25 protein-coding genes are annotated in these 24,267 nt (G+C 62.1%); 13 read left to right on the top strand and 12 right to left on the bottom strand.

Annotated elements, in window-relative coordinates; translation table 11 throughout:
• Positions 1-3: 3 nt before the first annotated feature.
• The 4 genes from trkA to def form a co-directional block, all read right to left on the bottom strand.
• Complete coding sequence (gene trkA, locus H096_RS17740; RefSeq protein ID WP_010207735.1) at positions 4-1,377, bottom strand: Trk system potassium transporter TrkA; 1,374 nt, start codon at positions 1,375-1,377, stop codon at positions 4-6.
• A gap of 22 nt (positions 1,378-1,399) precedes the next feature.
• Complete coding sequence (gene rsmB / locus H096_RS17735) at positions 1,400-2,710, bottom strand: 16S rRNA (cytosine(967)-C(5))-methyltransferase RsmB (protein WP_033900465.1); 1,311 nt, start codon at positions 2,708-2,710, stop codon at positions 1,400-1,402.
• Positions 2,707-3,657: a methionyl-tRNA formyltransferase gene (gene fmt, locus H096_RS17730; RefSeq protein WP_033900458.1), complete on the bottom strand. Its 951-nt coding sequence runs from the start codon at positions 3,655-3,657 to the stop codon at positions 2,707-2,709. Before fmt ends, rsmB begins: the two co-directional genes overlap by 4 nt.
• Positions 3,658-3,725: 68 nt before the next feature.
• On the bottom strand, positions 3,726-4,232 hold the full coding sequence (gene def / locus H096_RS17725; RefSeq protein WP_016978734.1) for a peptide deformylase: 507 nt from the start codon (positions 4,230-4,232) through the stop codon (positions 3,726-3,728).
• A gap of 135 nt (positions 4,233-4,367) precedes the next feature.
• On the opposite strand from def, the gene H096_RS17720 reads away from it, so the two are divergent.
• The 3 genes from H096_RS17720 to H096_RS17710 all read left to right on the top strand — a co-directional run bounded on the left by H096_RS17720 (position 4,368) and on the right by H096_RS17710 (position 6,914).
• Entirely contained in the window at positions 4,368-5,144 is a 777-nt protein-coding gene (locus tag H096_RS17720; RefSeq protein WP_033900457.1) for a hypothetical protein, read from the top strand.
• A 63-nt stretch (positions 5,145-5,207) separates the two neighbouring features.
• A complete protein-coding gene (gene dprA / locus H096_RS17715) occupies positions 5,208-6,302 on the top strand; it encodes a DNA-processing protein DprA (RefSeq protein ID WP_033900455.1) in 1,095 nt (364 codons plus the stop codon).
• Between the two features lie 54 nt (positions 6,303-6,356).
• Positions 6,357-6,914 (top strand): L-threonylcarbamoyladenylate synthase, encoded by a 558-nt coding sequence (locus H096_RS17710; RefSeq protein WP_003170728.1) that lies wholly within the window; start codon positions 6,357-6,359, stop codon positions 6,912-6,914.
• A 132-nt stretch (positions 6,915-7,046) separates the two neighbouring features.
• Here H096_RS17710 and H096_RS17705 read toward each other — a convergent pair whose 3' ends face one another.
• Positions 7,047-8,024, bottom strand: a complete 978-nt coding sequence (locus tag H096_RS17705; protein WP_033900454.1) for a quinone oxidoreductase — start codon at positions 8,022-8,024, stop codon at positions 7,047-7,049.
• Between the two features lie 159 nt (positions 8,025-8,183).
• On the opposite strand from H096_RS17705, the gene hemF reads away from it, so the two are divergent.
• Together hemF and aroE are read left to right on the top strand one after the other, a co-directional pair.
• Entirely contained in the window at positions 8,184-9,116 is a 933-nt protein-coding gene (gene hemF / locus H096_RS17700) for an oxygen-dependent coproporphyrinogen oxidase (RefSeq protein ID WP_033900452.1), read from the top strand.
• Positions 9,116-9,937 carry a shikimate dehydrogenase gene (gene aroE, locus H096_RS17695; RefSeq protein ID WP_033900450.1) on the top strand — a complete coding sequence of 274 codons (822 nt, stop codon included), beginning with the start codon at positions 9,116-9,118 and terminating at the stop codon, positions 9,935-9,937. The genes hemF and aroE overlap by 1 nt, the downstream gene beginning before the upstream one ends.
• On the opposite strand, the gene H096_RS17690 is transcribed toward aroE, so the two are convergent.
• From H096_RS17690 to betC, 3 genes are all read right to left on the bottom strand, one after another.
• Entirely contained in the window at positions 9,938-11,506 is a 1,569-nt protein-coding gene (locus H096_RS17690; protein WP_033900448.1) for a SulP family inorganic anion transporter, read from the bottom strand.
• Between the two features lie 237 nt (positions 11,507-11,743).
• On the bottom strand, positions 11,744-12,658 hold the full coding sequence (gene choX, locus H096_RS17685; protein WP_033900446.1) for a choline ABC transporter substrate-binding protein: 915 nt from the start codon (positions 12,656-12,658) through the stop codon (positions 11,744-11,746).
• A 15-nt stretch (positions 12,659-12,673) separates the two neighbouring features.
• Entirely contained in the window at positions 12,674-14,188 is a 1,515-nt protein-coding gene (betC, locus tag H096_RS17680) for a choline-sulfatase (protein ID WP_033900445.1), read from the bottom strand.
• Between the two features lie 103 nt (positions 14,189-14,291).
• Between betC and H096_RS17675 the strand changes: the two genes are divergently transcribed.
• From H096_RS17675 to H096_RS17650, 6 genes are all read left to right on the top strand, one after another.
• The gene (locus H096_RS17675; RefSeq protein ID WP_033900443.1) at positions 14,292-15,242 is read left to right on the top strand and encodes a LysR family transcriptional regulator; all 951 of its coding nucleotides are present in this window, start codon (positions 14,292-14,294) and stop codon (positions 15,240-15,242) included.
• 31 nt (positions 15,243-15,273) lie between these two features.
• Positions 15,274-15,603, top strand: coding sequence for a DOPA 4,5-dioxygenase family protein (locus tag H096_RS17670; protein WP_033900441.1), 330 nt, complete (start codon positions 15,274-15,276; stop codon positions 15,601-15,603).
• A gap of 96 nt (positions 15,604-15,699) precedes the next feature.
• Positions 15,700-16,659, top strand: coding sequence for a 2-dehydro-3-deoxygalactonokinase (locus tag H096_RS17665; protein WP_033900439.1), 960 nt, complete (start codon positions 15,700-15,702; stop codon positions 16,657-16,659).
• 1 nt (position 16,660) lies between these two features.
• The gene (locus H096_RS17660; RefSeq protein WP_033900437.1) at positions 16,661-17,281 is read left to right on the top strand and encodes a 2-dehydro-3-deoxy-6-phosphogalactonate aldolase; all 621 of its coding nucleotides are present in this window, start codon (positions 16,661-16,663) and stop codon (positions 17,279-17,281) included.
• Between the two features lie 47 nt (positions 17,282-17,328).
• Complete coding sequence (gene dgoD, locus H096_RS17655) at positions 17,329-18,477, top strand: galactonate dehydratase (RefSeq protein WP_003170741.1); 1,149 nt, start codon at positions 17,329-17,331, stop codon at positions 18,475-18,477.
• 68 nt (positions 18,478-18,545) lie between these two features.
• Positions 18,546-19,865 carry an MFS transporter gene (locus H096_RS17650; protein ID WP_033900436.1) on the top strand — a complete coding sequence of 440 codons (1,320 nt, stop codon included), beginning with the start codon at positions 18,546-18,548 and terminating at the stop codon, positions 19,863-19,865.
• Here the strand turns inward: H096_RS17650 and H096_RS17645 are convergent.
• From H096_RS17645 to trpB, 3 genes are all read right to left on the bottom strand, one after another.
• Positions 19,858-20,298 carry an anti-virulence regulator CigR family protein gene (locus tag H096_RS17645; RefSeq protein ID WP_033900434.1) on the bottom strand — a complete coding sequence of 147 codons (441 nt, stop codon included), beginning with the start codon at positions 20,296-20,298 and terminating at the stop codon, positions 19,858-19,860. The two genes, H096_RS17650 and H096_RS17645, sit on opposite strands and share 8 nt — an antisense overlap.
• Before the next feature lie 136 nt (positions 20,299-20,434).
• On the bottom strand, positions 20,435-21,244 hold the full coding sequence (trpA, locus tag H096_RS17640; protein ID WP_033900432.1) for a tryptophan synthase subunit alpha: 810 nt from the start codon (positions 21,242-21,244) through the stop codon (positions 20,435-20,437).
• Positions 21,244-22,470 (bottom strand): tryptophan synthase subunit beta, encoded by a 1,227-nt coding sequence (trpB, locus tag H096_RS17635; protein ID WP_033900430.1) that lies wholly within the window; start codon positions 22,468-22,470, stop codon positions 21,244-21,246. The genes trpA and trpB overlap by 1 nt, the downstream gene beginning before the upstream one ends.
• Before the next feature lie 110 nt (positions 22,471-22,580).
• On the opposite strand from trpB, the gene H096_RS17630 reads away from it, so the two are divergent.
• Positions 22,581-23,477: a LysR family transcriptional regulator gene (locus tag H096_RS17630; RefSeq protein WP_033900427.1), complete on the top strand. Its 897-nt coding sequence runs from the start codon at positions 22,581-22,583 to the stop codon at positions 23,475-23,477.
• Here H096_RS17630 and H096_RS17625 read toward each other — a convergent pair.
• Positions 23,474-23,800 carry a DUF883 family protein gene (locus tag H096_RS17625; RefSeq protein WP_003170746.1) on the bottom strand — a complete coding sequence of 109 codons (327 nt, stop codon included), beginning with the start codon at positions 23,798-23,800 and terminating at the stop codon, positions 23,474-23,476. The two genes, H096_RS17630 and H096_RS17625, sit on opposite strands and share 4 nt — an antisense overlap.
• A gap of 156 nt (positions 23,801-23,956) precedes the next feature.
• On the opposite strand from H096_RS17625, the gene H096_RS17620 reads away from it, so the two are divergent.
• Positions 23,957-24,172 carry a dodecin gene (locus H096_RS17620; protein WP_007953919.1) on the top strand — a complete coding sequence of 72 codons (216 nt, stop codon included), beginning with the start codon at positions 23,957-23,959 and terminating at the stop codon, positions 24,170-24,172.
• Positions 24,173-24,267 lie beyond the last annotated feature (95 nt).

The raw sequence follows: 24,267 nt of genomic DNA, 5'->3' as shown, positions 1-24,267 counted from the left end.
GTGTCAGAAAAAGCTCAGGCCCACGTGGAACAGTTTCTCCACATCGCGGATATGTTTCTTGTCCACCAGGAACAGAATCACATGGTCCCCGGTTTCGATCACCGTATCGTCGTGGGCAATGATCACCTCTTCATCACGGATGATCGCGCCAATGGTGGTGCCCGGCGGCAAGCCGATATCGCGGATGGCCTTGCCGATCACTTTGCTCGACTTCGAGTCGCCATGGGCAATCGCCTCGATAGCCTCCGCCGCACCCCGGCGCAGGGAGTGTACGCTGACGATATCGCCACGACGCACGTGGGCCAGCAAGGTGCCGATGGTCGCCAACTGCGGGCTGATGGCGATGTCGATATCGCCACCCTGGATCAGGTCCACATAAGCCGGGTTGTTGATGATGGTCATCACCTTCTTCGCGCCCAGCCGCTTGGCCAGCAGCGATGACATGATGTTGGCTTCGTCATCGTTGGTCAGGGCCAGGAAGATATCCGCATCGGCGATGTTCTCTTCCATCAGCAGGTCGCGGTCCGAGGCACTGCCTTGCAGTACGACGGTGCTGTCGAGGGTGTCGGATAAATGCCGGCAACGTGCCGGACTCATCTCGATGATCTTCACCTGGTAGCGGCTTTCGATGGCTTCGGCCAAACGCTCGCCGATCTGCCCGCCGCCTGCGATGACGATGCGTTTATAGGTCTCGTCGAGGCGGCGCATTTCGCTCATGACGGCACGAATGTTCGCCTTGGCGGCGATGAAAAACACTTCGTCGTCGGCCTCGATCACCGTGTCGCCCTGGGGCAGGATCGGGCGGTCGCGTCGGAAAATCGCCGCGACGCGGGTTTCCACATTCGGCATGTGCTCGCGCAACTGGCGCAGTTGCTGGCCCACCAACGGGCCGCCGTAGTAGGCCTTTACGGCGACCAGTTGCGCCTTGCCGCCGGCGAAGTCGATCACCTGCAAGGCGCCCGGAATCTCGATCAGGCGCTTGATGTAGTGGGTCACCACCTGTTCAGGGCTGATCAGCACGTCGACCGGAATCGCGTCGTTGTCGAACAGCCCGGCGCGGGTCAGGTAGGCCGCCTCGCGTACACGGGCGATTTTGGTCGGGGTGTGGAACAGGGTATGGGCGACCTGGCAGGCGACCATGTTGGTTTCGTCGCTGTTGGTCACGGCCACCAGCATGTCGGCATCGTCGGCTCCGGCCTGGCGCAGCACCGTCGGGAACGATGCGCGGCCTTGCACGGTACGGATGTCGAGGCGGTCGCCCAGGTTGCGCAGACGCTCGCTGTCGGTGTCGACCACCGTGATGTCGTTGGCTTCGCTGGCCAAATGTTCGGCCAGCGTGCCGCCGACCTGCCCTGCCCCAAGGATGATGATTTTCATCCAGTCACTCCCTTAAAACCATTCAGCCGCGCGCGGCGGCGATCTTGATCAGTTTGGCGTAGTAGAAGCCATCGTGTCCGCCTTCTTGCGCGAGCAACTGGCGGCCGTGGGGCTGCTTGATACCGGCCGTGGTGGCGAGGTCCAGCTCCCGGGCGCCGCTGGTGCGGGCGAGGAAGGCTTCGATCACCTCGGTGTTTTCCGTCGGCAAGGTGGAACAGGTGGCGTAGAGCAGGATGCCGCCGACTTCCAGGGTCGGCCACATTGCGTCGAGCAGTTCGCCTTGCAGCAAGGCCAGGGCGGCGATGTCGTCGGGTTGGCGGGTGAGCTTGATGTCCGGGTGGCGGCGGATCACTCCGGTGGCCGAACACGGCGCATCGAGCAGGATGCGCTGGAAGGGTTTGCCGTCCCACCAGGTGGCGGTGTCACGGCCGTCGGCGGCGATCAGTTCGGCGCTGAGGCCCAGGCGCGCGAGGTTTTCGCGTACGCGCACCAGACGCTTGGCTTCCAGGTCGACAGCGACCACACCGGCCAGGTCCTTTTCGACTTCCAGAATGTGACAGGTCTTACCGCCTGGCGCGCAGCACGCGTCGAGCACGCGTTGACCGGGTGCCAGGTCGAGCAGGTCGGCAGCCAGTTGTGCGGCTTCATCCTGCACGCTGATCCAGCCTTCGGCAAAGCCCGGCAGGCTGCGCACGTCAGTGGCGGCTTCGAGCACGATGCCGTCGACGCTGTACACGCACGGCGTGGCGTTGATACCGGCCTCTGTGAGCAATTGCAGGTAGGCGTCACGGCTGTGATGGCGACGATTGACCCGCAGGATCATCGGCGGGTGCGCATTGTTCGCCGCGCAAATAGCTTCCCATTGCTCCGGCCAGAAGGCTTTCAGGGACTTTTGCAGCCAGCGGGGGTGGGCGGTGCGCACCACCGGGTCATGTTCCAGCTCGGCCAGCAGCGCTTCACTTTCGCGCTGGGCACGGCGCAGCACGGCGTTGAGCAGGGCCTTGGCCCAAGGTTTTTTCAGCTTGTCGGCGCAACCGACGGTTTCACCGATAGCGGCGTGGGCCGGTACGCGGGTGTAGAGCAGTTGATAGAGGCCCACCAGCAGCAGCGCTTCCACATCTGCATCGGCCGCCTTGAACGGCTTTTGCAGCAACTTGGTTGCCAACGCCGACAAGCGTGGCTGCCAGCGGGCCGTGCCAAAGGCCAGGTCCTGGGTGAAACCGCGATCGCGATCTTCGACCTTGTCCAGTTGGGTCGGCAACGAACTGTTCAGCGAAGCCTTGCCTTGGAGGACGGCAGCGAGAGCCTTGGCGGCGGCCAGACGTGGGTTCATTGCGCTGCCCCGAGGAGAGTACCCACGGCAAATTTCTCACGACGGCTGTTGAACAAATCGCTGAAATTAAGCGCCTTGCCACCGGGCAATTGCAGACGAGTCAGACACAACGCCTGTTCGCCGCAGGCGACCAGCAGGCCGTCCTTGCTGGCGCCGATGATCTCACCGTGAGCGCCTTTGCCCTCGGCCAAGGTGGCGGCCAACACTTTCAAGGCTTCGCCGTTGAGGGTGCTGTGGCAGATCGGCCACGGGTTGAACGCACGCACCAGACGCTCCAGCTCCACGGCCGGGCGGCTCCAGTCGATGCGCGCTTCGTCTTTGTTCAGCTTGTGGGCGTAAGTGGCCAGGCTGTCGTCCTGCACTTCACCTTCCAGGGTGCCGGCGGCCAGGCCGGCGATGGCCTGGATTACTGCGGGCGGGCCCAACTCGGCAAGGCGGTCGTGCAGGCTGCCGCCGGTGTCTTCGCCGGTGATCGGCGTAGTGACCTTGAGCAGCATCGGGCCGGTGTCCAGGCCGGCTTCCATGCGCATCACGGTCACGCCGCTTTCGCTGTCACCGGCTTCCACGGCGCGCTGGATCGGCGCCGCACCGCGCCAGCGAGGCAGCAACGAGGCATGGCTGTTGATGCAGCCCAGGCGTGGGATATCCAGCACCACTTGCGGCAGGATCAAGCCGTAGGCCACCACCACCAACAGGTCCGGCTTCAGCGCCGCCAGTTCGGCCTGGGCCTCGGCGTTGCGCAGGGTCGGCGGTTGCAGCACGGGGATGTTGTGCTCCAGCGCCAGCTGCTTGACCGGGCTCGGCATCAGTTTTTGCCCACGACCGGCCGGGCGATCCGGCTGGGTGTACACCGCGACGATGTCATAAGGGCTGGCAAGCAGGGCCTTGAGGTGTTCGGCGGCAAATTCAGGCGTGCCGGCAAAAACAATGCGCAGTGGCTCGGTCATGGGAGGTCTCGGTTAAAAGCAGTCACAAAAGAAAAAGGCTTGCCGCAGCAAGCCTTTGGAAGGGGGCATCAAGCTTGCTGGCGATGCTTTTTTTCCAGCTTCTTCTTGATCCGGTCGCGCTTGAGCGTGGACAGGTAATCGACAAACAGCTTGCCGTTGAGGTGGTCGCATTCGTGCTGGATGCACACTGCCAGCAGGCCTTCGGCAATCAGCTCGAACGGCTTGCCGTCGCGGTCCAGGGCCTTGATCTTCACGCGCAGCGGGCGCTCGACGTTCTCGTAGAACTCCGGCACGGAGAGGCAGCCTTCCTGGTATTCGCCCATCTCGTCGGTCAGCGGTTCGAACTCCGGGTTGATGTACACCATCGGTTCGCTGCGATCTTCCGACAGGTCCATGACCACGACGCGCTGATGCACGTTGACCTGGGTCGCGGCGAGGCCGATACCCGGGGCTTCATACATTGTTTCAAACATGTCATCGACCAACTGACGAACCTTGTCGTCCACTACGGCCACCGGTTTGGCGATCGTGCGCAGGCGCGAGTCGGGGAATTCGAGGATGTTCAAAATAGCCATAAGCGTAATTGCTGCACATGTGAGGTAGAGGCAAATCGGCGTTGGGATGGACCCACACGACCGGTGTGAAACCCTTAAAAGCCGCGAAGGCCAAGGCATTTCACGCGAACGCACATAATAAAGGAGATTCACCCCATGAGGAAATCGCTACTCGTCTTGCTGCTGTGGGCCCCGTTTTCCATGGCCCTGCTGCCCCCGCCCGTCCAGCGTCTGGAACAACCGACGCAACAGGCTATCCAGCGCTTCCTGTTGCATAACCGCATCCTTGATACACCCCAGGACCTGGACAATGCGCCGTACATCGTTGCTGCCGAGGCTGGTCGCGTGCTCGGCGCCAATGGCGAGCGGGTGTATGCCAGGGGCAACCTGGACCCTTCCCAACCCAATTACGGCATATTCCGACGCGGCAAGGTCCACACCGACCCTCAGACCCGAGAGCTGTTGGGCATCAACGCCGACGATATCGGTACCGCCCGTTTTGTCACGGCTGGCGACCTCACCACCCTGGCTGTGCAGCGTGTCACCCAGGAGGTACGCCCCGGTGACCGCTTGCTGCGTGCGCAAACACCCGTCGACCCGGCCGCTCTTGCTGTCACGCCAACGGCCGCCTTTATCGAAGGGCAGATCATCGATATTCCCAAGGGCGTGACCCAGATCGGCGTGCTGGATGCCGTAACGCTGAACAAAGGCCGTCGTGACGGCCTGGTCGAAGGCCAACTCCTCAGCGTGATCAAGACCGGCGCCACGGTGCGCGAGCGCCTGACCGGCGCGCCGACGAAACTGCCCGACGAGCGCGCCGGCACCCTGCTGGTGTTTCGCACCTACGAAAAGCTCAGTTACGGCCTGGTGCTCAATGCCTCACGACCGCTGGCGGTGATGGACCGTTTCGAGACTGCTCATCAAACACAATGAATAGCCTGCTAAATAAGTTACCAACAGAGTTATCCACAGCTTGTTACGGTCAAGGATGATCAGATGTTTCCGACAAATAGCCATGAAATTTCCCCATCAGAACTGGAAGCCCGACTACGCTTGCACAGGTTGCCGGAATTGGGTCAGAAACGTTTTCGCTTGTTGATCGAAGCGTTCGGCTCTGCCTCAAAAGCCATCAGTGCGCCTGCCAGCGCCTGGCGTTCACTCGGGCTGCCGGCCATCAGCGCCGATGCCCGGCGCAGTCATGAAATTCGCGATGCTGCCAGCGAGGCTTTGGCCTGGCTGGCCTGTCCGGCCCAGCATTTGCTGATGTGGGACCAGCCGGACTACCCTGCACTGCTTGCCCAGATTGATGATGCGCCGCCGCTGTTATTCGTCGCCGGTGACCCTGCAATCCTGGAAAAACCGCAACTGGCGATAGTCGGCAGCCGCCGTGCATCGCGTCCCGGCATGGACACGGCTGCGGCGTTTTCGCGCAGTTTGGCGAGCGCCGGTTTTGTCATCACCAGTGGCCTTGCGTTAGGCATTGACGGTGCAGCGCATCAGGCGGCATTGGATGTGGGCGGCCAGACAATCGGCGTGCTCGGCACCGGGCTGGAAAATTTTTATCCACAGCGCCACCGACGGCTGGCAGCGGCGATGATTGACCAAGGCAGCGCGGTGGTTTCCGAGTTCCCCCTGGATGCGCCGCCCCAGGCGGGTAACTTTCCCCGACGCAATCGAATCATCAGTGGCTTGTCCCTGGGCGTGCTGGTGGTGGAAGCCAGCATGGCCAGCGGTTCGCTGATCACGGCGAAACTGGCGGCCGAGCAGGGGCGCGAGGTGTATGCGATTCCGGGCTCCATCCATCATCCCGGCGCCAAGGGCTGTCATCAGTTGATCCGCGAGGGCGCGGTGCTGGTGGAGACCATCGAACACATCCTGGAAGGTTTGCGTGGTTGGCAGGCGTTGTCACGCCCTACCCCGATGCCGGTTGTCCATCCGTTGGTGGCACTGCTGCACGCGGCACCCCACACCAGTGAAGCCCTGGCGATTGCCAGTGGGCGGTCGTTGTCCCAGGTGCTGGCGAGCCTTACGGAGCTTGAGCTCGAAGGCCAGGTCATCTGCGAAAGCGGGCGCTGGCTTGCACGCTGCTAGGTTTTGTAAAGAAGATCGGTAAACTGCGCAGAGCTTTAGTCTGGAGAGTGAACAATGGTCAACCGGTGGCGTGTGCTGGAAACCGCACGAGAAATTCGCGCAGGCGCGGTGATTGCCTATCCAACCGAAGCGGTTTGGGGCCTGGGCTGCGATCCGTGGAACGAAGAAGCAGTAGACCGTTTGCTCGCCATCAAGAACCGTTCGGTGGACAAGGGCCTGATCCTGGTGGCGGACAATATCCGTCAGTTCGACTTTCTGTTCGAAGACTTCCCGCAGGACTGGATCGACCGCATGGCCAGCACTTGGCCAGGGCCGAACACCTGGCTGGTGCCCCATCAGGATTTGTTGCCGGAGTGGGTGACGGGTGTGCACGACACCGTTGCCCTACGGGTGACTGACCATCCGCTGGTGCGGGATTTGTGCTCGCTGGTAGGGCCGTTGATTTCTACTTCGGCCAACCCGCAAGGGCGCCCGGCGGCGCGCACGCGGATTCGCGTGGAGCAATACTTCCGTGGCCAGGTGGATCTGGTGTTGGGGGGCGCCTTGGGTGGGCGCAAGAACCCGAGCTTGATTCGTGATTTGGTGACTGGCGAGGTTGTGCGGCCTTCCTGAGACCGAGGTGCGGCCTTCGCGAGCAAGCCCGCTCCCACATTTTGATCGAGTTCCAACTGAAGGAGTGCGGTCAAAATGTGGGAGCGGGCTTGCTCGCGAAGAGGTCCTTAAAGTCGCCGAAAATCTATAGCCTTACGGCAACAAAATAGTCGACCCAGTCGTCCTGCGCCCCGACAACTCCGTCTGCGCCTTCGCCGCCTCCGCCAGCGCATACCGCTGGTTGATATCAATGCGCACCTTGCCGCTCTGGATCATCGAAAACAGGTCATCCGCCATCGCCTGCAGGTTTTGCGGGTTGTTGGCATAGGTCGCCAGGGTCGGCCGGGTGACGTACAGCGAGCCCTTGGCCGACAGAATCCCCAAGTTCACCCCATCCACCGCGCCGGACGCATTGCCGAAACTCACCACCAGCCCACGTGGCGCGACGCTGTCCAGCGAGGTCAGCCAGGTGTCCTTGCCGACGCCGTCGTACACCACCGGCACTTTTTTGCCGTCGGTCAATTCCAACACGCGCTGTGCGACGTCTTCCTTGCTGTAGTCGATGGTTTCCCAGGCACCGAGGGATTTGGCCAGGGCGGCTTTTTCCGGCGAACTCACAGTACCGATCAGCTTTACACCCAGAGCCTTGGCCCATTGGCAGGCCAGGGAGCCGACGCCACCGGCAGCGGCGTGGAACAGGATGGTTTCGCCGCCCTTCAGTTCATAGGTCTGGCGCAGCAGGTACTGCACGGTCAGGCCTTTGAGCATGGCGCCGGCGGCTTGTTCGAAGCTGATGTCATCCGGCAGGTGCACCAGGTTGGCGGCGGGCAGCACATGCAGTTGGCTGTAGGCGCCCAGCGGGCCGCTGCCGTAGGCTACACGGTCACCGACCTTGAACTGGGTGACTTCGCTGCCGACCGCGTCGACCACACCGGCGCCTTCCGCGCCCAACCCCGATGGCAATGCGGGCGGTGCGTACAGGCCACTGCGGAAATAGGTGTCGATGAAGTTCAGGCCAATCGCCTCGTTACGCACGCGAACCTGCTGCGGGCCGGGCTCTGCCGGCGTGTAGTCCACATACTCAAGCACTTCGGGGCCGCCATGGGCGCTGAACTGGATACGTTTGGCCATCTGCACTTCTCCTGGGTTCGAATCGCGTAGCCCCCTATCGGACTCCTAAGCTTGATCTTCGTCAACTGCGGCGCAACCGGGTGCAGTGGTATCCTGTGCGCCCATTTGCCGCCGACGCCCAATGGCCTCGCGTAGCTTTGCCCGATTCAAGGTGATGCCATGACTACCCGCACCGAGGCTGTAAAGGCCTACCTGCTTGACCTGCAAGACCGCATTTGCAGCGCCCTGGAAACCTTCGAGACGGACACTCGCTTTATCGAAGACGCCTGGACCCGGCCTGCCGGCGGCGGCGGACGCACCCGTGTGATCGAAAACGGTTCGGTGATCGAAAAAGGCGGCGTCAACTTTTCCCACGTGTTTGGCAGCGGTCTCCCACCATCTGCCAGCGCGCATCGTCCTGAATTGGCCGGTCGCGGCTTTGAAGCCCTGGGTGTGTCGTTGGTGATTCATCCGCACAACCCACACGTACCGACTTCCCACGCCAATGTGCGCTTTTTCATCGCTGAAAAAGAAGGCGAAGAGCCGGTGTGGTGGTTCGGCGGCGGTTTCGACCTCACGCCTTACTACGGCAATGAAGAAGACTGCATCCACTGGCACCGCGTGGCCGAGCAGGCCTGTGCGCCGTTCGGTCCAGACGTGTACTCGCGCTACAAAGCCTGGTGCGACACCTACTTCCACATCAAGCACCGCAACGAACCGCGCGGCATCGGCGGCCTGTTCTTCGATGACCTGAATGAGTGGGACTTCGACACCTGCTTCGCCTTCATCCGCGCCATCGGCGATGCCTACATCGACGCCTACCTGCCGATCGTGCAGCGCCGCAAGGCCACCGCCTACACCGAGCAGCAGCGCGAATTCCAGGAGTTCCGTCGTGGTCGCTACGTTGAATTCAACCTGGTCTACGACCGTGGCACCTTGTTTGGCCTGCAATCGGGCGGACGCACCGAGTCGATCCTGATGTCGCTGCCGCCGCAGGTGCGCTGGAGCTACGACTGGAAGGCCGAGGCCGGCAGCGAAGAAGCGCGCCTCACCGACTACTTCCTGCAAGACCGCGACTGGCTGGGCCTTACCGCGCCCAAGGCGGCCGTCTGATGGACCGCTATGTCGTGTTCGGCAACCCCATCGGCCACAGCAAGTCGCCGCTGATCCATCGCATGTTCGCCGAGCAGACCGGCGAGCAACTGGACTACAGCACCTTGCTGGCGCCGCTGGAGGATTTCACTGGCTGTGCCCGTGAGTTTTTTCTACAAGGTCGGGGTGCCAACGTCACCGTACCGTTCAAGGAGGATGCCTACCGCTTGGCCAACACCTTGACCGAACGCGCCCAGCGCGCGGGCGCTGTGAACACCCTGAGCAAACTGGCCGACGGCAGCCTGTTGGGCGACAACACCGACGGTGCGGGCTTGGTGCGTGATCTCACGGTTAACGCCGGGTTGAGCCTGCAAGGCAAACGCATCTTGTTGCTGGGCGCTGGTGGCGCGGTACGCGGCGCGTTGGAGCCGTTGCTGGCCGAACAGCCTGCTTCGCTGATCATCGCCAACCGCACGGTGGAAAAGGCCGAAATGCTGGCTGAGTTGTTCGACGACCTGGGCCCGGTGTCCGCCAGTGGTTTCGATTGGTTGCGTGAGCCGGTGGACGTGATCATCAACGCCACCTCCGCCAGCCTGTCAGGCGATGTACCGCCGATTGCGGGCAGCCTGATCGAACCGGGCAAGACCTTTTGCTACGACATGATGTACGCCAAGGAACCGACCGCGTTTTGCCGCTGGGCCACCGAACAAGGCGCAGCCGTGGCGATGGATGGCCTGGGCATGCTGGTGGAACAGGCGGCGGAAGCCTTCTTCCTGTGGCGCGGCGTGCGCCCGGACTCGGCGCCCGTACTGGCAGAGCTACGCCGCCAGTTGGCGCTGTAATCACTCCTGGAACTGGATGGGGCATTGGTCGGCCCCTTCCAGCTTTTTCAACTCTTCTACTACCTGCGGCCTGGCCCGACGCAATGTCAGGCTGCGCCCCAACCCGCGCAAGCGCCGCGCTTCCTGGTGCAGCATCTCCACCCCGGAATAGTCGATAAAGTTGATCTGCTGCGCCTCGATCACCACCCGTTCGCCCTGCAGGCTTTGCAGGCGTACTTGCAGGTAGTGGCTGGCGCCGAAAAAGATCGAGCCGCCCACCCGCAGCACATCTTCATCGCCATCGCGCCATTGCTGTACCCGTGGCTGCGAGGTGCGCTTGAGGTAGAAAAACAGCGACGCCAGCACCCCGGCGTAAATCGCTGTTTGCAACTCCAACAGCAAGGTGGCGACGCAGGTCAGGCTCATCACCACGAACTCGGCGCGACTGACGCGGAATAACGCGCGAATGCCGCGACGGTCCACCAAACCCCAACTGATCAGCAAGATGCTCGCGGCCATGCTCGGGATCGGAATATGGGCGATCAATGCCGCGCCAAACAGCGCAAACAGTGCCACCCATAACGCGGAAAACACGCCCGCCAACGGCGAACAGGCGCCCGCCTCGTAGCTGAGGCCGGAGCGTGTGAACGAACCGGCTGACAAATACCCGGAGAAAAATCCGCCAACGATGTTGGATAAACCCTGCGCTCGCACTTCCTGGTTGGCATCGAGCAATTGCTGCGAACGCGCCGACAGCGAGCGGGCAATCGACAAGCTGGTCACCAGCCCCAGCATGCCCACCGCCACGGCGCTCGGCAGCAGGCGCAGGATCACGTCCAGGTCCATGGGCAACGGGCTGAACGGCGGCAGTTTGCCGATAAACGAACTGACCAGCGCCACATGCCCGAACATCGCCGGCCACAGCCACGCCACCAGGCTGCCCAGCGCCAAGGCGATCAACAGGGTCGGCCAGCGCGGTACGAGGTATTTGAGCAGTGCCCCCACCAGCAAGGTACCGAGCCCGAGTATGAGTGAAGCGTGATCCCATTCGCCGCTATGGTGGATCAGTGCCAGCAGGCTATTGATCGCCGTGGCCTGGCTCGGTAAATCCAGCCCCAGCAGATTGGGCAGCTGCCCGAGCGCAATCACCACGGCGGCACCCAGGGTGAAACCGAGCACCACTGAATGAGAGACAAAATTCACCAGCGCGCCAAAGCGCAGCATGCCCAGCAGCCACTGGAAAACCCCGGCGAGGAAGGTGAGCAACAGGATCAGGGTGATGTAGTCCTGCGAGCCCGGCACGGCCAGCGGGCTGACGCTGGCGTAGAGCACAATGGAAATCGCCGCCGTGGGGCCGCAGATCAGATGCCAGGAGGAACCCCAGAGGCAGGCGATCAGCACCGGGATGATTGCGGCGTACAAGCCGTATTCGGGTGGGAGACCGGCGATCAGCGCGTAGGCAATTGACTGTGGCAAGGCGAGAACCGCGCCACTGAGGCCCACCATCGCATCCCGGCCGACGCTGGCGCGGGTCTGACGCGGGAGCCAGGCGAGGAAGGGGAAGAGTGTGTGGCGGTTGGGCCGGGGCATCGCGGACTCGGTTTGAAAGGTTTGACTGAGATTATCAGGCCCAACCGTTTAGATGATGTCGGGTACCTTGTGGCGAGCGGGCTTGCCCCGCGTTGGGCTGCGTAGCAGCCCACTGTTCGGTTGACACGATCTTACTGAAAAGACCGCGTTCCCAGGTTTTGGGGCTGCTGCGCAGCCCAACGCGGGGCAAGCCCGCTCGCCACAATAGGGCGCCTCCCAAGAAGGAGTGTTGGGCCTTTAGAGTTTGGCTTTTACAGCAGCCAGCGCATCCTTGCCATCTACGGTCTTCACGCCCTCCAGCCATTTATCCAATACCGCCGGGTTGGCCTTGATCCACGCCTTCGCCGCATCGGCATTGCTGACCTTGTTGTTGGCCACCTCGGCCATGATGCTGTTTTCCATGTCCTGGGTAAAACTCAGGTTGGTCAGCAGTTTTCCTACGTTCGGGCAGGCCTGCGCATACCCTTTGCGGGTCAAGGTATACACGCTGCCGGTGTCACCAAAATATTTCTCGCCGCCCTTGAGGTAGTGCATTTTCAACTGCACGTTCATCGGGTGCGGGGTCCAGCCGAGGAAGGTCACGAATTTCTGCTTCTTAACCGCCCGCGACACTTCGGCGAGCATCGCCTGTTCGCTGGACTCCACCAGCTTCCACTGGCCGAGCGCAAAGTCGTTCTTCTTGATGATTTCCTGCAACGAAATATTCGCCGGTGCGCCGGAGCCGATGCCGTAGATCTTTTTGTCGAACTTGTCGGCAAATTTGTTCAGGTCGGCAAAGTCATGCACCCCGGCGTCCCACACATAATCGGGCACGGCGAGGGTGAACTCGGTGCCGTCGAGGTTTTTCGCCAGTTGCACCACGTCGCCATTGGCCACGAACTTGTCATAGAAGCCCTGCTGGGCCGGCATCCAGTTGCCCAGGAACACATCCACCTGGCCGTCCTTGAGCCCGCCAAAGGTGATCGGCACCGCCAGGGTGTCGACCTTGGGTTTGTAGCCCATGCCCGTCAGCAGAAAACCGGTGATGGCATTGGTGGCCGCAATATCGCTCCAGCCCGGATCGGCCATCTTTACCGTTTCACAACTGGCGTCTGCGTAAACATTGGCGCTTCCCAGCGCCAGGAGCCCCAGCATCACAGTTAACTTTTGCATGGCCTTCCCTCAGTGTTATTGGTTTTGGCAGGGTTGTGGATAACGTGCCTTGCGCTCCAGGTCGTCGAGGTCGATATGGTTGCGCATGTATTGCTGACTGGCGTCCACCAGTGGCTGGTGATCCCAGCTCTTCAGCTTGCCCTGGGTCAGTGCTTCAAACACCAGACGGCGGCGGCGTTGGCTGGCGAGCACCTGTTGGTGGATCGCCGGGATGTCCCATTTGGCCCGCGCCTCGTCCAGGAAGGCTGCAAACAGTGCCCGGTGTTGCGGCGACTGGCTGAGGTCTTCCTGCTCCCGTGGGTCGTTGTGTACATCGAACAGTAGACAAGGGTCGTCTTCGCTGTAGATGAATTTGTAGGCGCCCCGCCGAATCATCATCAGCGGGCTGATGGTGCCTTCGGCCATGTACTCGCCAAACACTTCGTCATGCCCGCCCTGCCCTTGCAAGTGCGGGACCAGCGAGCGGCCGTCCAGCGGCAGGCGCGGGTCCAGCTCGCCGCCGGCCAGTTCCACCAGAGTCGGCAGCAGGTCGGCGGTGGACACGGCTTTGCTCACGCGGCCTGCCGCGAACTGTCCCGGCGCACTGACCAGCAGCGGCACGCGGGCGGCCATTTCAAACCAGTGCATTTTGTACCAAAGGCCGCGTTCGCCGAGCATGTCGCCGTGGTCGCCGGAGAAGATGATGATGGTGTCGTCGGCCAGGCCGGTGTCTTCCAGGGTTTGCAGCAGCTTGCCGACGTTGCTGTCGATATAGCTGCACGCGCCGAAGTAGGCACGCCGTGCATCGCGGATCTTATCCACAGGCAGCGGCTTGTCCCACAGGTCGTAGACCTTGAGCAAGCGCTGGGAATGCGGGTCGAGATCGCTTTGCGCGGGCGTTGTAGGCAACGGGATGTCGGCATCGTCGTACAGGTCCCAGAACGGTTTGGGAATGGTGTACGGGTCGTGAGGGTGAGTCATCGATACCGTCAGGCAGAACGGCTGGTCGCCGTCTTCGCGGATATGGTCGAACAGGTATTGCTGCGCCTTGAACACCACCTCTTCGTCGAAATCCAGCTGGTTGGTGCGCACGCACGGCCCGGCTTGCAGCACCGACGACATGTTGTGATACCAGGTGGGGCGCACGTCCGGCTCGTCCCAGTTCACCGCCCAGCCATAGTCGGCGGGGTAGATGTCGCTGGTCAGGCGTTCTTCGTAGCCATGCAACTGGTCGGGACCGCAGAAGTGCATCTTGCCCGACAAAGCGGTGCGATAGCCGAGGCGACGCAGGTAGTGGGCGTAGGTCGGCACATCGGCGGGGAAGTCGGCGGCGTTGTCGTAGGCGCCAATCTTGCTCGGCAACTGGCCGCTCACCAGGGTGAAACGCGATGGCGCGCACAACGGGCTGTTGCAATAGGCGGCATCGAACACCACACCCTGCTCGGCGAGGCGACTCAGGTTGGGCAACTTGATAGGCGAAGAACCGTAGAACGGAAGCAACGGGGCGGCCATTTGATCGGCCATGATGAAAAGAATGTTCTTGCGCTTCATGATCTATCGGCATTCCATAGGCGGTGTTTATGCCAATGAGCATGCAGCCCACGAAAAGTGGGGTAAAGCCCATGAAAAGCAATGTCTAGGATAAGCACAGCTTATGTATGAAGCCCTCGGTGACCTGTCCCTCGATTTGCTGCGCGCCTTCGAAGCCGCCGCACGCCATCGCAGTTTTACCGCCGCCGCGATGGAACTGGGCACCACCCAACCGGCCATCAGCCAGCAGATCAAGCGCCTGGAAGAACAGTTGGCGATTCGCCTGTTTGATCGCATCTACCGAGGTATCGAGCTGACTGACGCTGGCGCCCTGTTGTTCGAGCATGTGCAAGGCGGTTTGCAGGGCATCAACCAGGGCTTGAGCCTGATCACCCAACAGGACCAGCATGAAGTGCTGCAAGTCGCCACCGACTTCGCCTTCGCCGCCTATTGGCTGATGCCGCGCCTGCATCGCTTTCACCAGGCCAACCCTCATGTCGATGTGAGCCTGGTGACCAGCGAGCGCAACCACGCCACTTTGCGCAGCGATATCGACGTGGCGGTGTTGTTTGGCGACGGCCGTTTCAAGCAGGGCGACAGCCTGTGGCTGTTCAACGAGGAAGTGTTCCCGGTGTGCAGCCCGCAGTGGCTCAAGGAACAGGCGACACCGCTGACTGTGCAAAATTTGCACGATGTCCCCTTGCTGCACCTGCGCCAGGAAAACAACAGCCAGTGGTTCGACTGGAGCGGTGTGTTTCGCGAATTGGGCATCGCCAGCGCACCGACGCCCGGCCAATTGCGTTTCGACAATTACACCCTGTTGATCCAGGCGGCGATTGCCGGCCAGGGCGTGGCTATCGGCTGGCGGCACCTGGTGGATAACCTGCTGGAGCAGGGCTGGTTGTGCCGACCGGTGAGCGACACCGTCATCTCGCGCTTTGGCTATTACGTGGTGCAGCCCCAGCGCAAACGCCGAGGGCAGTTGGTCGAGCGCTTCGTCGACTGGCTGGTGGCAGAACAAGCCAGCAGCGCGCAGTCGCTGACCGGGCTGGCCCTGCCGTCCATTGCGGTCTAGCATCTGGCGCCTATTGGATCCGGAGTCCGCCATGCAATGTATCAAGGGCTACCACGCCCATATCTACTTCGACGCCAGCACCATCGAACAGGCGCGCACCCTGTGCGAAGACGCCGCCAAACTCTTCCCGCTGCGCATGGGGCGTGTGCACGAACGACCGGTGGGCCCGCACCCGGATTGGAGCTGCCAACTGGCGTTCGATCCCGAATACATCGGCGTGGTGCTGCCATGGTTGATGATCCATCGCAACGGGCTGGTGGTGTTCCTGCACCCCGAGACCGGCGATGACTTGAAGGACCACACCGACTATGCGGTGTGGATGGGGGCGATGCGGGAACTGAACTTGTCAGCCTTTTCCTGAATAAAATCCCTAAATATGGGATTGATATTTATATATTGAGACTTGCGCCCGCGTAGGTTTATATTCGCTGCATCCGCTCAGAACTCAGGTGAAGCGATGCAGGCGCAATTGATCGCGCTCGATTGGGGGACCAGCTCCCTTCGTGCTTACAAACTCGGCCCCGCAGGCACCGTGCTGGAACAGCGCTCGCTGGCGTGGGGCATCATGCATTTGCCCGCCGAACCCCGGGACATTGCCGGTGTGCGTTGCAGCAACGGCTTCGAGTTGGCGTTTGATGCGGCCTGCGGGGATTGGCTCGACGCCGAACCGGGTTTGCCGGTGATTGCCTGTGGCATGGTCGGCAGCGCCCAAGGCTGGAGCGAAGCGGCCTATCGCAATACCCCGGTCGACGTCGCCAGCCTCGGCCAGGCGCTGCACCAGGTGCACAGCCTGCGCGGCGTGGACGTGCACATCGTGCCAGGCGTGATTGAGCAGGTCGGCTTGCCCAACGTAATGCGCGGCGAAGAAACCCAAGTGCTGGGCGTGCTGCAAGGGCTGGGCGCCGATGGGTTGATCGGCCTGCCGGGCAGCCATTCCAAGTGGGTCGAGGTGGTCGACGGCTGCATCACGCACTTCGATACCTTCATGACCGGCGAGCTGTTTGCAGTGTTGAGCAAACACAGCATCCTCGGGCGTACCCAGCAACCCAGCGAGCGATTCCAGGCCGAAGCCTTCGACCGAGGCGTGCACGTGGCGCTTTCCGAAGACGGCCAGCGCGGCGTGCTGTCCACCTTGTTCAGTGCCCGCACCCTCGGGCTCACCGGCGAACTCGCGCCTGACCAGCAGCCCGATTACCTCTCCGGCTTGCTTATCGGCCATGAACTCGCCGGTCTGCCCGACAGCGCCAAACACAAGCCGATCATCCTGGTCGGCGCCGCGCCACTTTGCACCCGTTATCAACGCGCCCTCGCCCTTTGCGGCTTTGCCCACGTCAGCCTGGCGCAGGAAGCCACCGAGCGCGGCCTGTGGCAACTGGCCGTGGCGGCCGGGCTCACTCAACCTGTATTGGAGGCCTGACATGCTCAAGCAAGCACTCGCGCAAAACGGTTTGATCGCCATCCTGCGCGGCATCCGCCCGGACGAAGCCCAGGCTGTCGGCCAGGTGCTGTACCAGGCGGGGTTTCGGGTGATCGAAGTCCCGCTGAATTCGCCCGACCCTTACACCAGTATCCGCACCCTGCGCGACAGCTTGCCCGCCGATTGCCTGATCGGTGCCGGCACGGTGTTGACGCCGGAGCAGGTCGAGCACGTGAAGGCGGCCGGCGGCCAGGTGATCGTCATGCCCCACAGCGATGCCAAGGTGTTGCGTGCTGCGAAAGCCGCAGGCCTGTTTCTGTCGCCGGGCGTGGCCACGCCGACCGAAGCCTTCGCCGCACTGGCCGAAGGCGCCGACGTGTTGAAGCTGTTCCCCGCCGAGCAAATGGGCCCTTCGGTGATCAAGGCGTGGCTGGCTGTCTTGCCGGCCGGCACCTTGTTGTTGCCGGTAGGCGGTATCACCCCGGACAACATGCAGGTGTTTGTCGACGCCGGCGCCAAAGGCTTCGGGCTGGGTTCCGGGTTGTTCAAACCGGGTATGACCGTGGATCAGGTAGCGAGCCGCGCCCAGGCTTATGTCGCCGCCTGGAAAGCCCTCAGCTGAATCAAGTTTCGCGCCTACCGGCGCCGCATCTATAAGAGAGATAACAGATGAAAATCACGAAATTGACGACCTTTATCGTCCCGCCGCGCTGGTGCTTCCTCAAGGTCGAGACCGACCAGGGTGTGACCGGCTGGGGTGAGCCCGTGGTCGAGGGCCGCGCCCACACCGTGGCAGCGGCTGTCGAAGAACTGTCCGACTACCTGATCGGCAAAGACCCCCGCAATATCGAAGACATCTGGACCGTGCTCTATCGCGGCGGCTTCTACCGCGGCGGCGCGGTGCACATGAGCGCCCTCGCCGGCATCGACCAGGCGCTGTGGGACATCAAGGGCAAGGCCCTCGGTGTGTCGGTCAGCGATCTGCTCGGCGGCCAGGTGCGTGACAAGATCCGCGTGTATTCCTGGATCGGCGGCGATCGCCCGGCCGACACCGCCCGCGCTGCCAAAGAGGCGGTGGCCCGTGGTTTCACGGCGGTGAAGATGAACGGCACCGAAGAACTGCAGTTCGTCGACAGCTTCGAAAAAGTCGACCTGGCCCTGGCCAACGTCGCCGCCGTGCGTGACGCGGTGGGCCCCAACGTCGGCATCGGCGTCGACTTCCATGGCCGGGTGCACAAGCCCATGGCCAAGGTGCTGATGAAGGAACTCGACCCGTACAAGCTGATGTTCATCGAAGAGCCGGTGCTCAGCGAGAACTACGAAGCGCTCAAAGAGCTGGCGCCGCTGACCAGCACGCCGATTGCCCTGGGCGAGCGCCTGTTCTCGCGTTGGGATTTCAAGCGTGTGCTCAGCGAAGGCTATGTCGACATCATCCAGCCGGATGCGTCCCATGCCGGTGGCATCACCGAAACCCGCAAGATCGCCAACATGGCCGAAGCCTACGACGTGGCCCTGGCCCTGCACTGCCCGTTGGGCCCGATTGCCCTGGCGGCGTGCCTGCAATTGGACGCGGTCTGCTACAACGCGTTTATCCAGGAGCAAAGCCTGGGCATTCACTACAACGAGAGCAATGACCTGCTCGACTACGTGCGCGATCCGGGCGTATTCGACTATGACCAGGGCTTTGTGAAGATCCCCAACGGGCCGGGTCTGGGCATCGAGATCAACGAGGAATACGTGATCGAACGCGCGGCCATCGGCCATCGCTGGCGTAACCCTATATGGCGCCACGCCGACGGCAGCTTCGCCGAGTGGTAAGCACCCTGTAGGAGCCGGGCTGCCGGCTCCTGCAAGCCCTCAATAAACATAAGAAGAGGCAACCCCCCATGCACCCTGAATCCTTCACCGGGCAGGCTTCTTTAGTCACGCCTACCCGAAAGCGCTTCTTCATCATGGTGCTGCTGTTTATCACCGTGGTCATCAACTACCTCGACCGCAGCAACCTGTCCATCGCCGCCCCGGCCCTGACCAGTGAGTTGGGGATCGACCCGGTGCACGTCGGGCTGATTTTCTCCGCGTTCGGCTGGACCTACGCCGCCATGCAGATCCCCGGCGGCTGGCTGGTGGACCGCGTGCCGCCGCGCATCCTCTACACGGCGGCCCTGCTGTTGTGGTCCATCGCCACGGTCATGCTCGGCTTCGCCGCCAGCTTTATCGCGCTGTTCGTGTTGCGCATGGCGGTGGGCGCGTTGGAAGCGCCGGCCTACCCGATCAACAGCCGTGTGGTTACCACCTGGTTCCCCGAGCGTGAGCGCGCCACGGCGATTGGCGTTTATACCTCCGGGCAATTTGTCGGGCTGGCATTCCTCACGCCGGTACTGGCCTGGCTGCAACATGCCTTTGGCTGGCACATGGTGTTTGTCGCGACCGGTGGCGTGGGCATTGTCTGGGCGGTGATCTGGTACGCGGTGTACCGCGAACCGAAGGATTTCAAAGGCGCGAATGCCGCTGAAATCGACCTGATCCGTGAAGGTGGCGGCTTGGTAGATATGCAGGAAAAAGCCGCCAAGGCGCCGTTCAGTTGGGTCGACCTGGGCATCGTGTTGAGCAAGCGCAAACTCTGGGGGATCTACCTGGGGCAGTTCTGCCTCAACTCCACGCTGTGGTTCTTCCTGACCTGGTTCCCGACCTACCTGGTGAAATATCGCGGTATGGACTTCATCAAGTCCGGCCTGCTGGCGTCATTGCCATTCCTGGCGGCGTTTGTCGGCGTACTGTGTTCGGGGATCTTTTCCGACTGGCTGATTCGTCGCGGCGCGTCGGTGGGGTTCGCGCGCAAGTTGCCGATCATCGGCGGGCTGCTGATCTCCACGGCGATCATCGGTGCCAACTATGTGGATTCGACGGCGTGGGTGATTGCGTTCCTGGCGGTGGCGTTCTTTGGTAATGGGTTGGCGTCGATTACCTGGTCGCTGGTGTCGACCCTGGCACCGGCCCGCCTGTTGGGGCTGACCGGTGGGGTGTTCAACTTCATCGGCAACCTGTCGGCGATTGCCACGCCGATCGTGATTGGCTTTCTGGCCAGTGGCGATTCGTTTGCGCCAGCAATAACCTATATTGCGGTGCTGGCGTTGCTTGGGGCGCTCTCCTACATATTGTTGGTGGGCAAGGTCGAGCGGATCGAGTTAGATGAAAGCCCTAGTTGAGCACACCGTCCAGAATCTCATAAACGATGCCCGTACCCACGGCGATCAACACCACATCCGGCCCCGAACGGCGCCATTCATAGCCGGGATACACCGGCAGGCGCGCCAGGGCCCGGTTATCGAGACGTTCGCCGTAATAGCCGCGCGGCAGCGGCTGGCCCCGCACCAGGCGTACATTCGGCGGTGGCGGTGCGCCACGGGCGAACTGGCCGTGGTTGTCGTGGATGATCTGGCGGACCGGGCCGAAGTCTTGGGGCGGGCCGCCGCGACGGTTGTCCTGCGGGCCGCGATGGTCGTCGCCGCGTTGTTCGTGCTGGCCCTGCGGGCCGCCACGGTCAGGGCCGCCTTGGTCATAAGGCGCAGCCTGCACCAGGGCGCTGGCGCCAAGCACCAGCACGCCAAGGCCGGCAATCACGGTTTTGGGCATTTTCATCGGGTATTCCTCAGGGCACGCAAACAAAAAAGGGATTTCGAACGAGGTTCGAAATCCCTTGGTCTTGCTGTTTAGGCCGTGCCCGGGCGGGTTGATTCCTCTGTATCAGGAACTTTACCTACTGCTTACGGGGCCCTTACTTACGAGCGTTACGCACGCCTTCCGACAATGCCGCACACAGGCTCAGTACACCGTCGATGGCTTGCTGGTCATTCTTGGCGTTGGCGATGTGGTCGATCAGCGCCGAACCTACGACGACACCATCAGCCAAGCGGGCGATGGCCGCCGCTTGTTCCGGCGTGCGGATACCAAAACCGATGCTGATCGGCAGGTCGGTATGGCGACGCAGGCGGGTCACGGCTTCTTCGACGTGCTCCAGGGTCGCGGCGCCAGCACCGGTCACACCGGCCACCGACACGTAGTACACAAAGCCGGAGCTGCCATTCAGAACCGTCGGCAGGCGCACATCATCGGTGGTTGGCGTGGTCAGGCGGATGAAGTCGATACCCGCCGCCTGGGCCGGGTCACACAGTTCGCCGTTATGCTCGGGCGGCATGTCGACCACGATCAGGCCGTCCACGCCGGCTGCCTTGGCGTCGGCAATAAACTGCGGCACGCCGTATTTGTGGATCGGGTTGAAGTAGCCCATCAACACCAGCGGCGTGTCGTTGTTGTCCTGGCGGAACTCGCGGACCATCTGCAGGGTTTTCACCAGGTTCTGCTTGGCGTTCAACGCGCGGATGTTGGCCAGTTGAATGGCCGGGCCGTCGGCCATCGGGTCGGTGAAGGGCATGCCCAACTCGATCACGTCGGCGCCGGCGGCTGGCAAGCCTTTGAGGATCGCCAGCGAGGTGTCGTAGCCAGGGTCGCCGGCCGTGACGAAGGTCACCAGGGCGGCGCGATTCTGTTCTTTGAGCTGGGCGAAGCGGGTTTGCAGGCGGCTCATTAGTGTTTCTCCTGCTGAGACTGTTCCATGTGGTGCATCACGGTCTGCATGTCTTTGTCGCCACGGCCGGACAGATTGACCACCATCAGGTGATCCTTCGGCAGGGTCGGCGCGCGTTTGAACACTTCGGCCAGGGCGTGGGCGCTTTCCAGGGCAGGAATGATCCCTTCCAGGCGGCAGCATTTGTGGAAGGCATCTAGGGCTTCATCGTCGGTCACCGAGGTGTACTGGACGCGACCGATGTCGTGCAACCACGCGTGTTCCGGGCCGATGCCGGGGTAATCCAGCCCTGCGGAGATCGAGTGGGCGTCGATGATCTGGCCGTCGTCGTCCTGCAACAGGAAGGTGCGGTTGCCGTGCAGCACGCCCGGTACGCCACCGTTGAGGCTGGCGGCGTGCTTGCCGGTTTCGATGCCGTGGCCGGCCGCTTCAACGCCGATGATCTCGACGCTGGTGTCGTCCAGGAACGGGTGGAACAGGCCCATGGCATTGGAACCGCCGCCGATGCACGCCACCAGGCTGTCCGGCAGGCGGCCTTCCTGGGCTTGCAGCTGGTCGCGGGTTTCCTTGCCGATCACGGCCTGGAAGTCGCGCACCATTGCAGGGTAAGGGTGCGGGCCGGCCACGGTGCCGATCAGGTAGAAGGTGCTGTCGACGTTGGTCACCCAGTCACGCAGGGCTTCGTTCATCGCGTCTTTCAGGGTGCCGGTGCCAGCCACCACTGGGATCACTTCGGCGCCCAGCAGCTTCATGCGGAACACGTTGGCTTGCTGGCGCTCGATGTCAGTGGTGCCCATATAGATCACGCATTGCAGGCCGAAGCGCGCGGCCACGGTGGCAGTGGCCACGCCGTGCATGCCGGCGCCGGTCTCGGCGATGATGCGTTTTTTACCCATGCGCCGTGCCAGCAGGATCTGGCCGATGCAGTTGTTGATCTTGTGCGCGCCGGTGTGGTTCAGCTCTTCGCGCTTGAGGTAGATCTTGGCGCCGCCGCAGAATTCGGTCAGGCGTTCGGCGAAGTACAGCGGGCTTGGACGACCGACGTAGTCACGTTGGAAGTAGGCCAACTCCTCTTTGAATGCAGGATCTTCCTTGGCCGCTTCGTATTCGCGGGCCAGGTCGAGGATCAACGGCATTAAGGTTTCAGCGACGTAACGGCCGCCGAACGCGCCAAACAGGCCGTTGGCGTCTGGGCCGTTGCGTAGATCGGTCTGGGACTGAGTCATGGGACGCTCCAGGAAAGAAGGGGTGTGGGAAGCAATGAGGGCCACTCTACCCCTGACGTTCTACGCTGAAAACCGATAAGATCGCCGTAACCTGTCAGGAAAACTCACAGATGAGTCGAGACCTTCCGCCCCTCAATGCCCTGCGTGCCTTTGAAGCGACTGCGCGCTTGAACAGCGTCAGTCAGGCCGCTGAGCAATTGCATGTGACCCACGGTGCCGTTAGCCGCCAGTTGAAGGTGCTGGAGGAGCATTTGGGTATCAGCCTGTTCGTCAAGGAAGGTCGCGGCCTTAAACTCACAGATGCGGGCGTTCGGCTGCGGGATGCCAGCGCCGAGGCCTTCGAGCGGTTGAGGGATGTATGTGCCGAGTTAACCCAGGCCAGTGCCGACGCGCCTTTCGTGCTCGGCTGTTCGGGCAGCCTGCTGGCGCGCTGGTTGATCCCGCGCCTGGGCCGCTTGAACGCAGACTTGCCGGACCTGCGCCTGCACCTGTCGGCGGGTGATGGGGATCTGGACCCGCGCCGCCCAGGCTTGGACGCACTGTTGGTGTTCGCTGAGCCGCCATGGCCGGCGGATATGCAGGTGTATGAGCTGGCCAGTGAACGCATCGGCCCGGTGATGAGCCCGCGCTTTGCCGGCTATGAACGTTTGCGCGAGGCACCCGCCGAGGCCTTGTGTGGTGAAAAGCTGTTGCACACCACGTCACGCCCGCAAGCCTGGCCCAGTTGGGCGGCGCAGCACGGCATCGAGCCCGGCGCGTTGAAACATGGCCAGGGGTTTGAGCATTTGTATTATTTACTGGAGGCGGCAGTGGCAGGATTGGGTGTAGCCATCGCCCCGCAGCCGCTGGTGGCCGAGGACTTGCGTGCGGGTCGCCTGGTGGCGCCGTGGGGTTTCAGTGAAACCCCGGCGCACCTGGCGCTGTGGCTGCCCAAGCGCGCCGCCGATGGGCGCGCCGGGCAACTGGCGCAGTGGCTCAAGGCTGAGCTACGGCGCGAACCGGTTTAGTCGCCGCGTTTGCACAGCAGATAAGCCGCGAGCAGGCCCAGTGCACCGACGGCGACGCCGGCTGTGGTCCATGGGTGCTCTTGTGCGTAGTCCCGGGTTGCAACACCGGTTTCGCGGATTTTGACTTTGCTTTCTTCGTAGGCATCGCTGATCAAGTGGCGGGAGTGCTTGAGGGCATTCTCGGCATTGCTTTTCAGGGCCTTCAAGGTTTTGCGCGACTCGTCGGATGCATCGTCCTTGAGGCTTTCCAAAGACTTGAGCAGGCTCGAAATCTCGGCTTCCATGCTTTCCAGCGACGCTTTGCGTAAAGAAGTGTTGGCCATGTGGACTCTCCTGAAGTGATTGAGTGGCGTGTGTAGATACCGACTGCGGCCGTTTCAGAAAGTGCAGTAAATCTGAACTTTCGGGTACGAACAGTCGCCAGAAGCAGTACGAACATTGACTGCTACGCTTGCTTAACGACCCTTAGGAGAACTGCCATGAGTGATCATCACACCTACAAGAAAGTTGAACTGGTGGGCTCGTCTACCTCCAGCATCGAAGACGCCATCAACAATGCGCTGGCCGAGGCCAACAAGAGCATCAAGCATCTGGAATGGTTCGAGGTGACTGAAACCCGTGGTCACATCAAGGACGGCAAGGCCGCGCACTTCCAGGTCACCCTCAAGGTGGGGTTCCGAATTGCCAGTAGTTGATCGCATCGGTTGAACTTGCTGACTGGCCGATTGCCATAACCTGCGCTACAACCAATGGGTGCCGATGCCACAAGCGTCGGCACGCTCTTTTCGAT

It is taken from the genome of Pseudomonas sp. FH1 (assembly GCF_000510895.2).
GTDB classification, from domain to species: Bacteria; Pseudomonadota; Gammaproteobacteria; order Pseudomonadales; family Pseudomonadaceae; genus Aquipseudomonas; species Aquipseudomonas azotoformans_A.
This window is presented reverse-complemented; position numbering and strand designations above follow the sequence as displayed.

What these genes read in the sequence shown, in the direction of transcription:
- rsmB (WP_033900465.1), bottom strand. Translation starts at nt 2,710, where the DNA reads ATGAACCCACGTCTGGCCGCCGCCAAGGCTCTCGCTGCCGTCCTCCAA.
- H096_RS17650 (WP_033900436.1), top strand. Translation starts at nt 18,546, where the DNA reads ATGCACCCTGAATCCTTCACCGGGCAGGCTTCTTTAGTCACGCCTACC.
- hemF (WP_033900452.1), top strand. Translation starts at nt 8,184, where the DNA reads ATGACTACCCGCACCGAGGCTGTAAAGGCCTACCTGCTTGACCTGCAA.
- H096_RS17675 (WP_033900443.1), top strand. Translation starts at nt 14,292, where the DNA reads ATGTATGAAGCCCTCGGTGACCTGTCCCTCGATTTGCTGCGCGCCTTC.
- H096_RS17670 (WP_033900441.1), top strand. Translation starts at nt 15,274, where the DNA reads ATGCAATGTATCAAGGGCTACCACGCCCATATCTACTTCGACGCCAGC.
- H096_RS17620 (WP_007953919.1), top strand. Translation starts at nt 23,957, where the DNA reads ATGAGTGATCATCACACCTACAAGAAAGTTGAACTGGTGGGCTCGTCT.
- H096_RS17720 (WP_033900457.1), top strand. Translation starts at nt 4,368, where the DNA reads ATGAGGAAATCGCTACTCGTCTTGCTGCTGTGGGCCCCGTTTTCCATG.
- H096_RS17625 (WP_003170746.1), bottom strand. Translation starts at nt 23,800, where the DNA reads ATGGCCAACACTTCTTTACGCAAAGCGTCGCTGGAAAGCATGGAAGCC.
- betC (WP_033900445.1), bottom strand. Translation starts at nt 14,188, where the DNA reads ATGAAGCGCAAGAACATTCTTTTCATCATGGCCGATCAAATGGCCGCC.
- H096_RS17690 (WP_033900448.1), bottom strand. Translation starts at nt 11,506, where the DNA reads ATGCCCCGGCCCAACCGCCACACACTCTTCCCCTTCCTCGCCTGGCTC.
- H096_RS17645 (WP_033900434.1), bottom strand. Translation starts at nt 20,298, where the DNA reads ATGAAAATGCCCAAAACCGTGATTGCCGGCCTTGGCGTGCTGGTGCTT.
- H096_RS17710 (WP_003170728.1), top strand. Translation starts at nt 6,357, where the DNA reads ATGGTCAACCGGTGGCGTGTGCTGGAAACCGCACGAGAAATTCGCGCA.
- H096_RS17665 (WP_033900439.1), top strand. Translation starts at nt 15,700, where the DNA reads ATGCAGGCGCAATTGATCGCGCTCGATTGGGGGACCAGCTCCCTTCGT.
- def (WP_016978734.1), bottom strand. Translation starts at nt 4,232, where the DNA reads ATGGCTATTTTGAACATCCTCGAATTCCCCGACTCGCGCCTGCGCACG.
- fmt (WP_033900458.1), bottom strand. Translation starts at nt 3,657, where the DNA reads ATGACCGAGCCACTGCGCATTGTTTTTGCCGGCACGCCTGAATTTGCC.
- H096_RS17630 (WP_033900427.1), top strand. Translation starts at nt 22,581, where the DNA reads ATGAGTCGAGACCTTCCGCCCCTCAATGCCCTGCGTGCCTTTGAAGCG.
- H096_RS17705 (WP_033900454.1), bottom strand. Translation starts at nt 8,024, where the DNA reads ATGGCCAAACGTATCCAGTTCAGCGCCCATGGCGGCCCCGAAGTGCTT.
- dgoD (WP_003170741.1), top strand. Translation starts at nt 17,329, where the DNA reads ATGAAAATCACGAAATTGACGACCTTTATCGTCCCGCCGCGCTGGTGC.
- aroE (WP_033900450.1), top strand. Translation starts at nt 9,116, where the DNA reads ATGGACCGCTATGTCGTGTTCGGCAACCCCATCGGCCACAGCAAGTCG.
- choX (WP_033900446.1), bottom strand. Translation starts at nt 12,658, where the DNA reads ATGCAAAAGTTAACTGTGATGCTGGGGCTCCTGGCGCTGGGAAGCGCC.
- H096_RS17660 (WP_033900437.1), top strand. Translation starts at nt 16,661, where the DNA reads ATGCTCAAGCAAGCACTCGCGCAAAACGGTTTGATCGCCATCCTGCGC.
- trkA (WP_010207735.1), bottom strand. Translation starts at nt 1,377, where the DNA reads ATGAAAATCATCATCCTTGGGGCAGGGCAGGTCGGCGGCACGCTGGCC.
- trpA (WP_033900432.1), bottom strand. Translation starts at nt 21,244, where the DNA reads ATGAGCCGCCTGCAAACCCGCTTCGCCCAGCTCAAAGAACAGAATCGC.
- dprA (WP_033900455.1), top strand. Translation starts at nt 5,208, where the DNA reads ATGTTTCCGACAAATAGCCATGAAATTTCCCCATCAGAACTGGAAGCC.
- trpB (WP_033900430.1), bottom strand. Translation starts at nt 22,470, where the DNA reads ATGACTCAGTCCCAGACCGATCTACGCAACGGCCCAGACGCCAACGGC.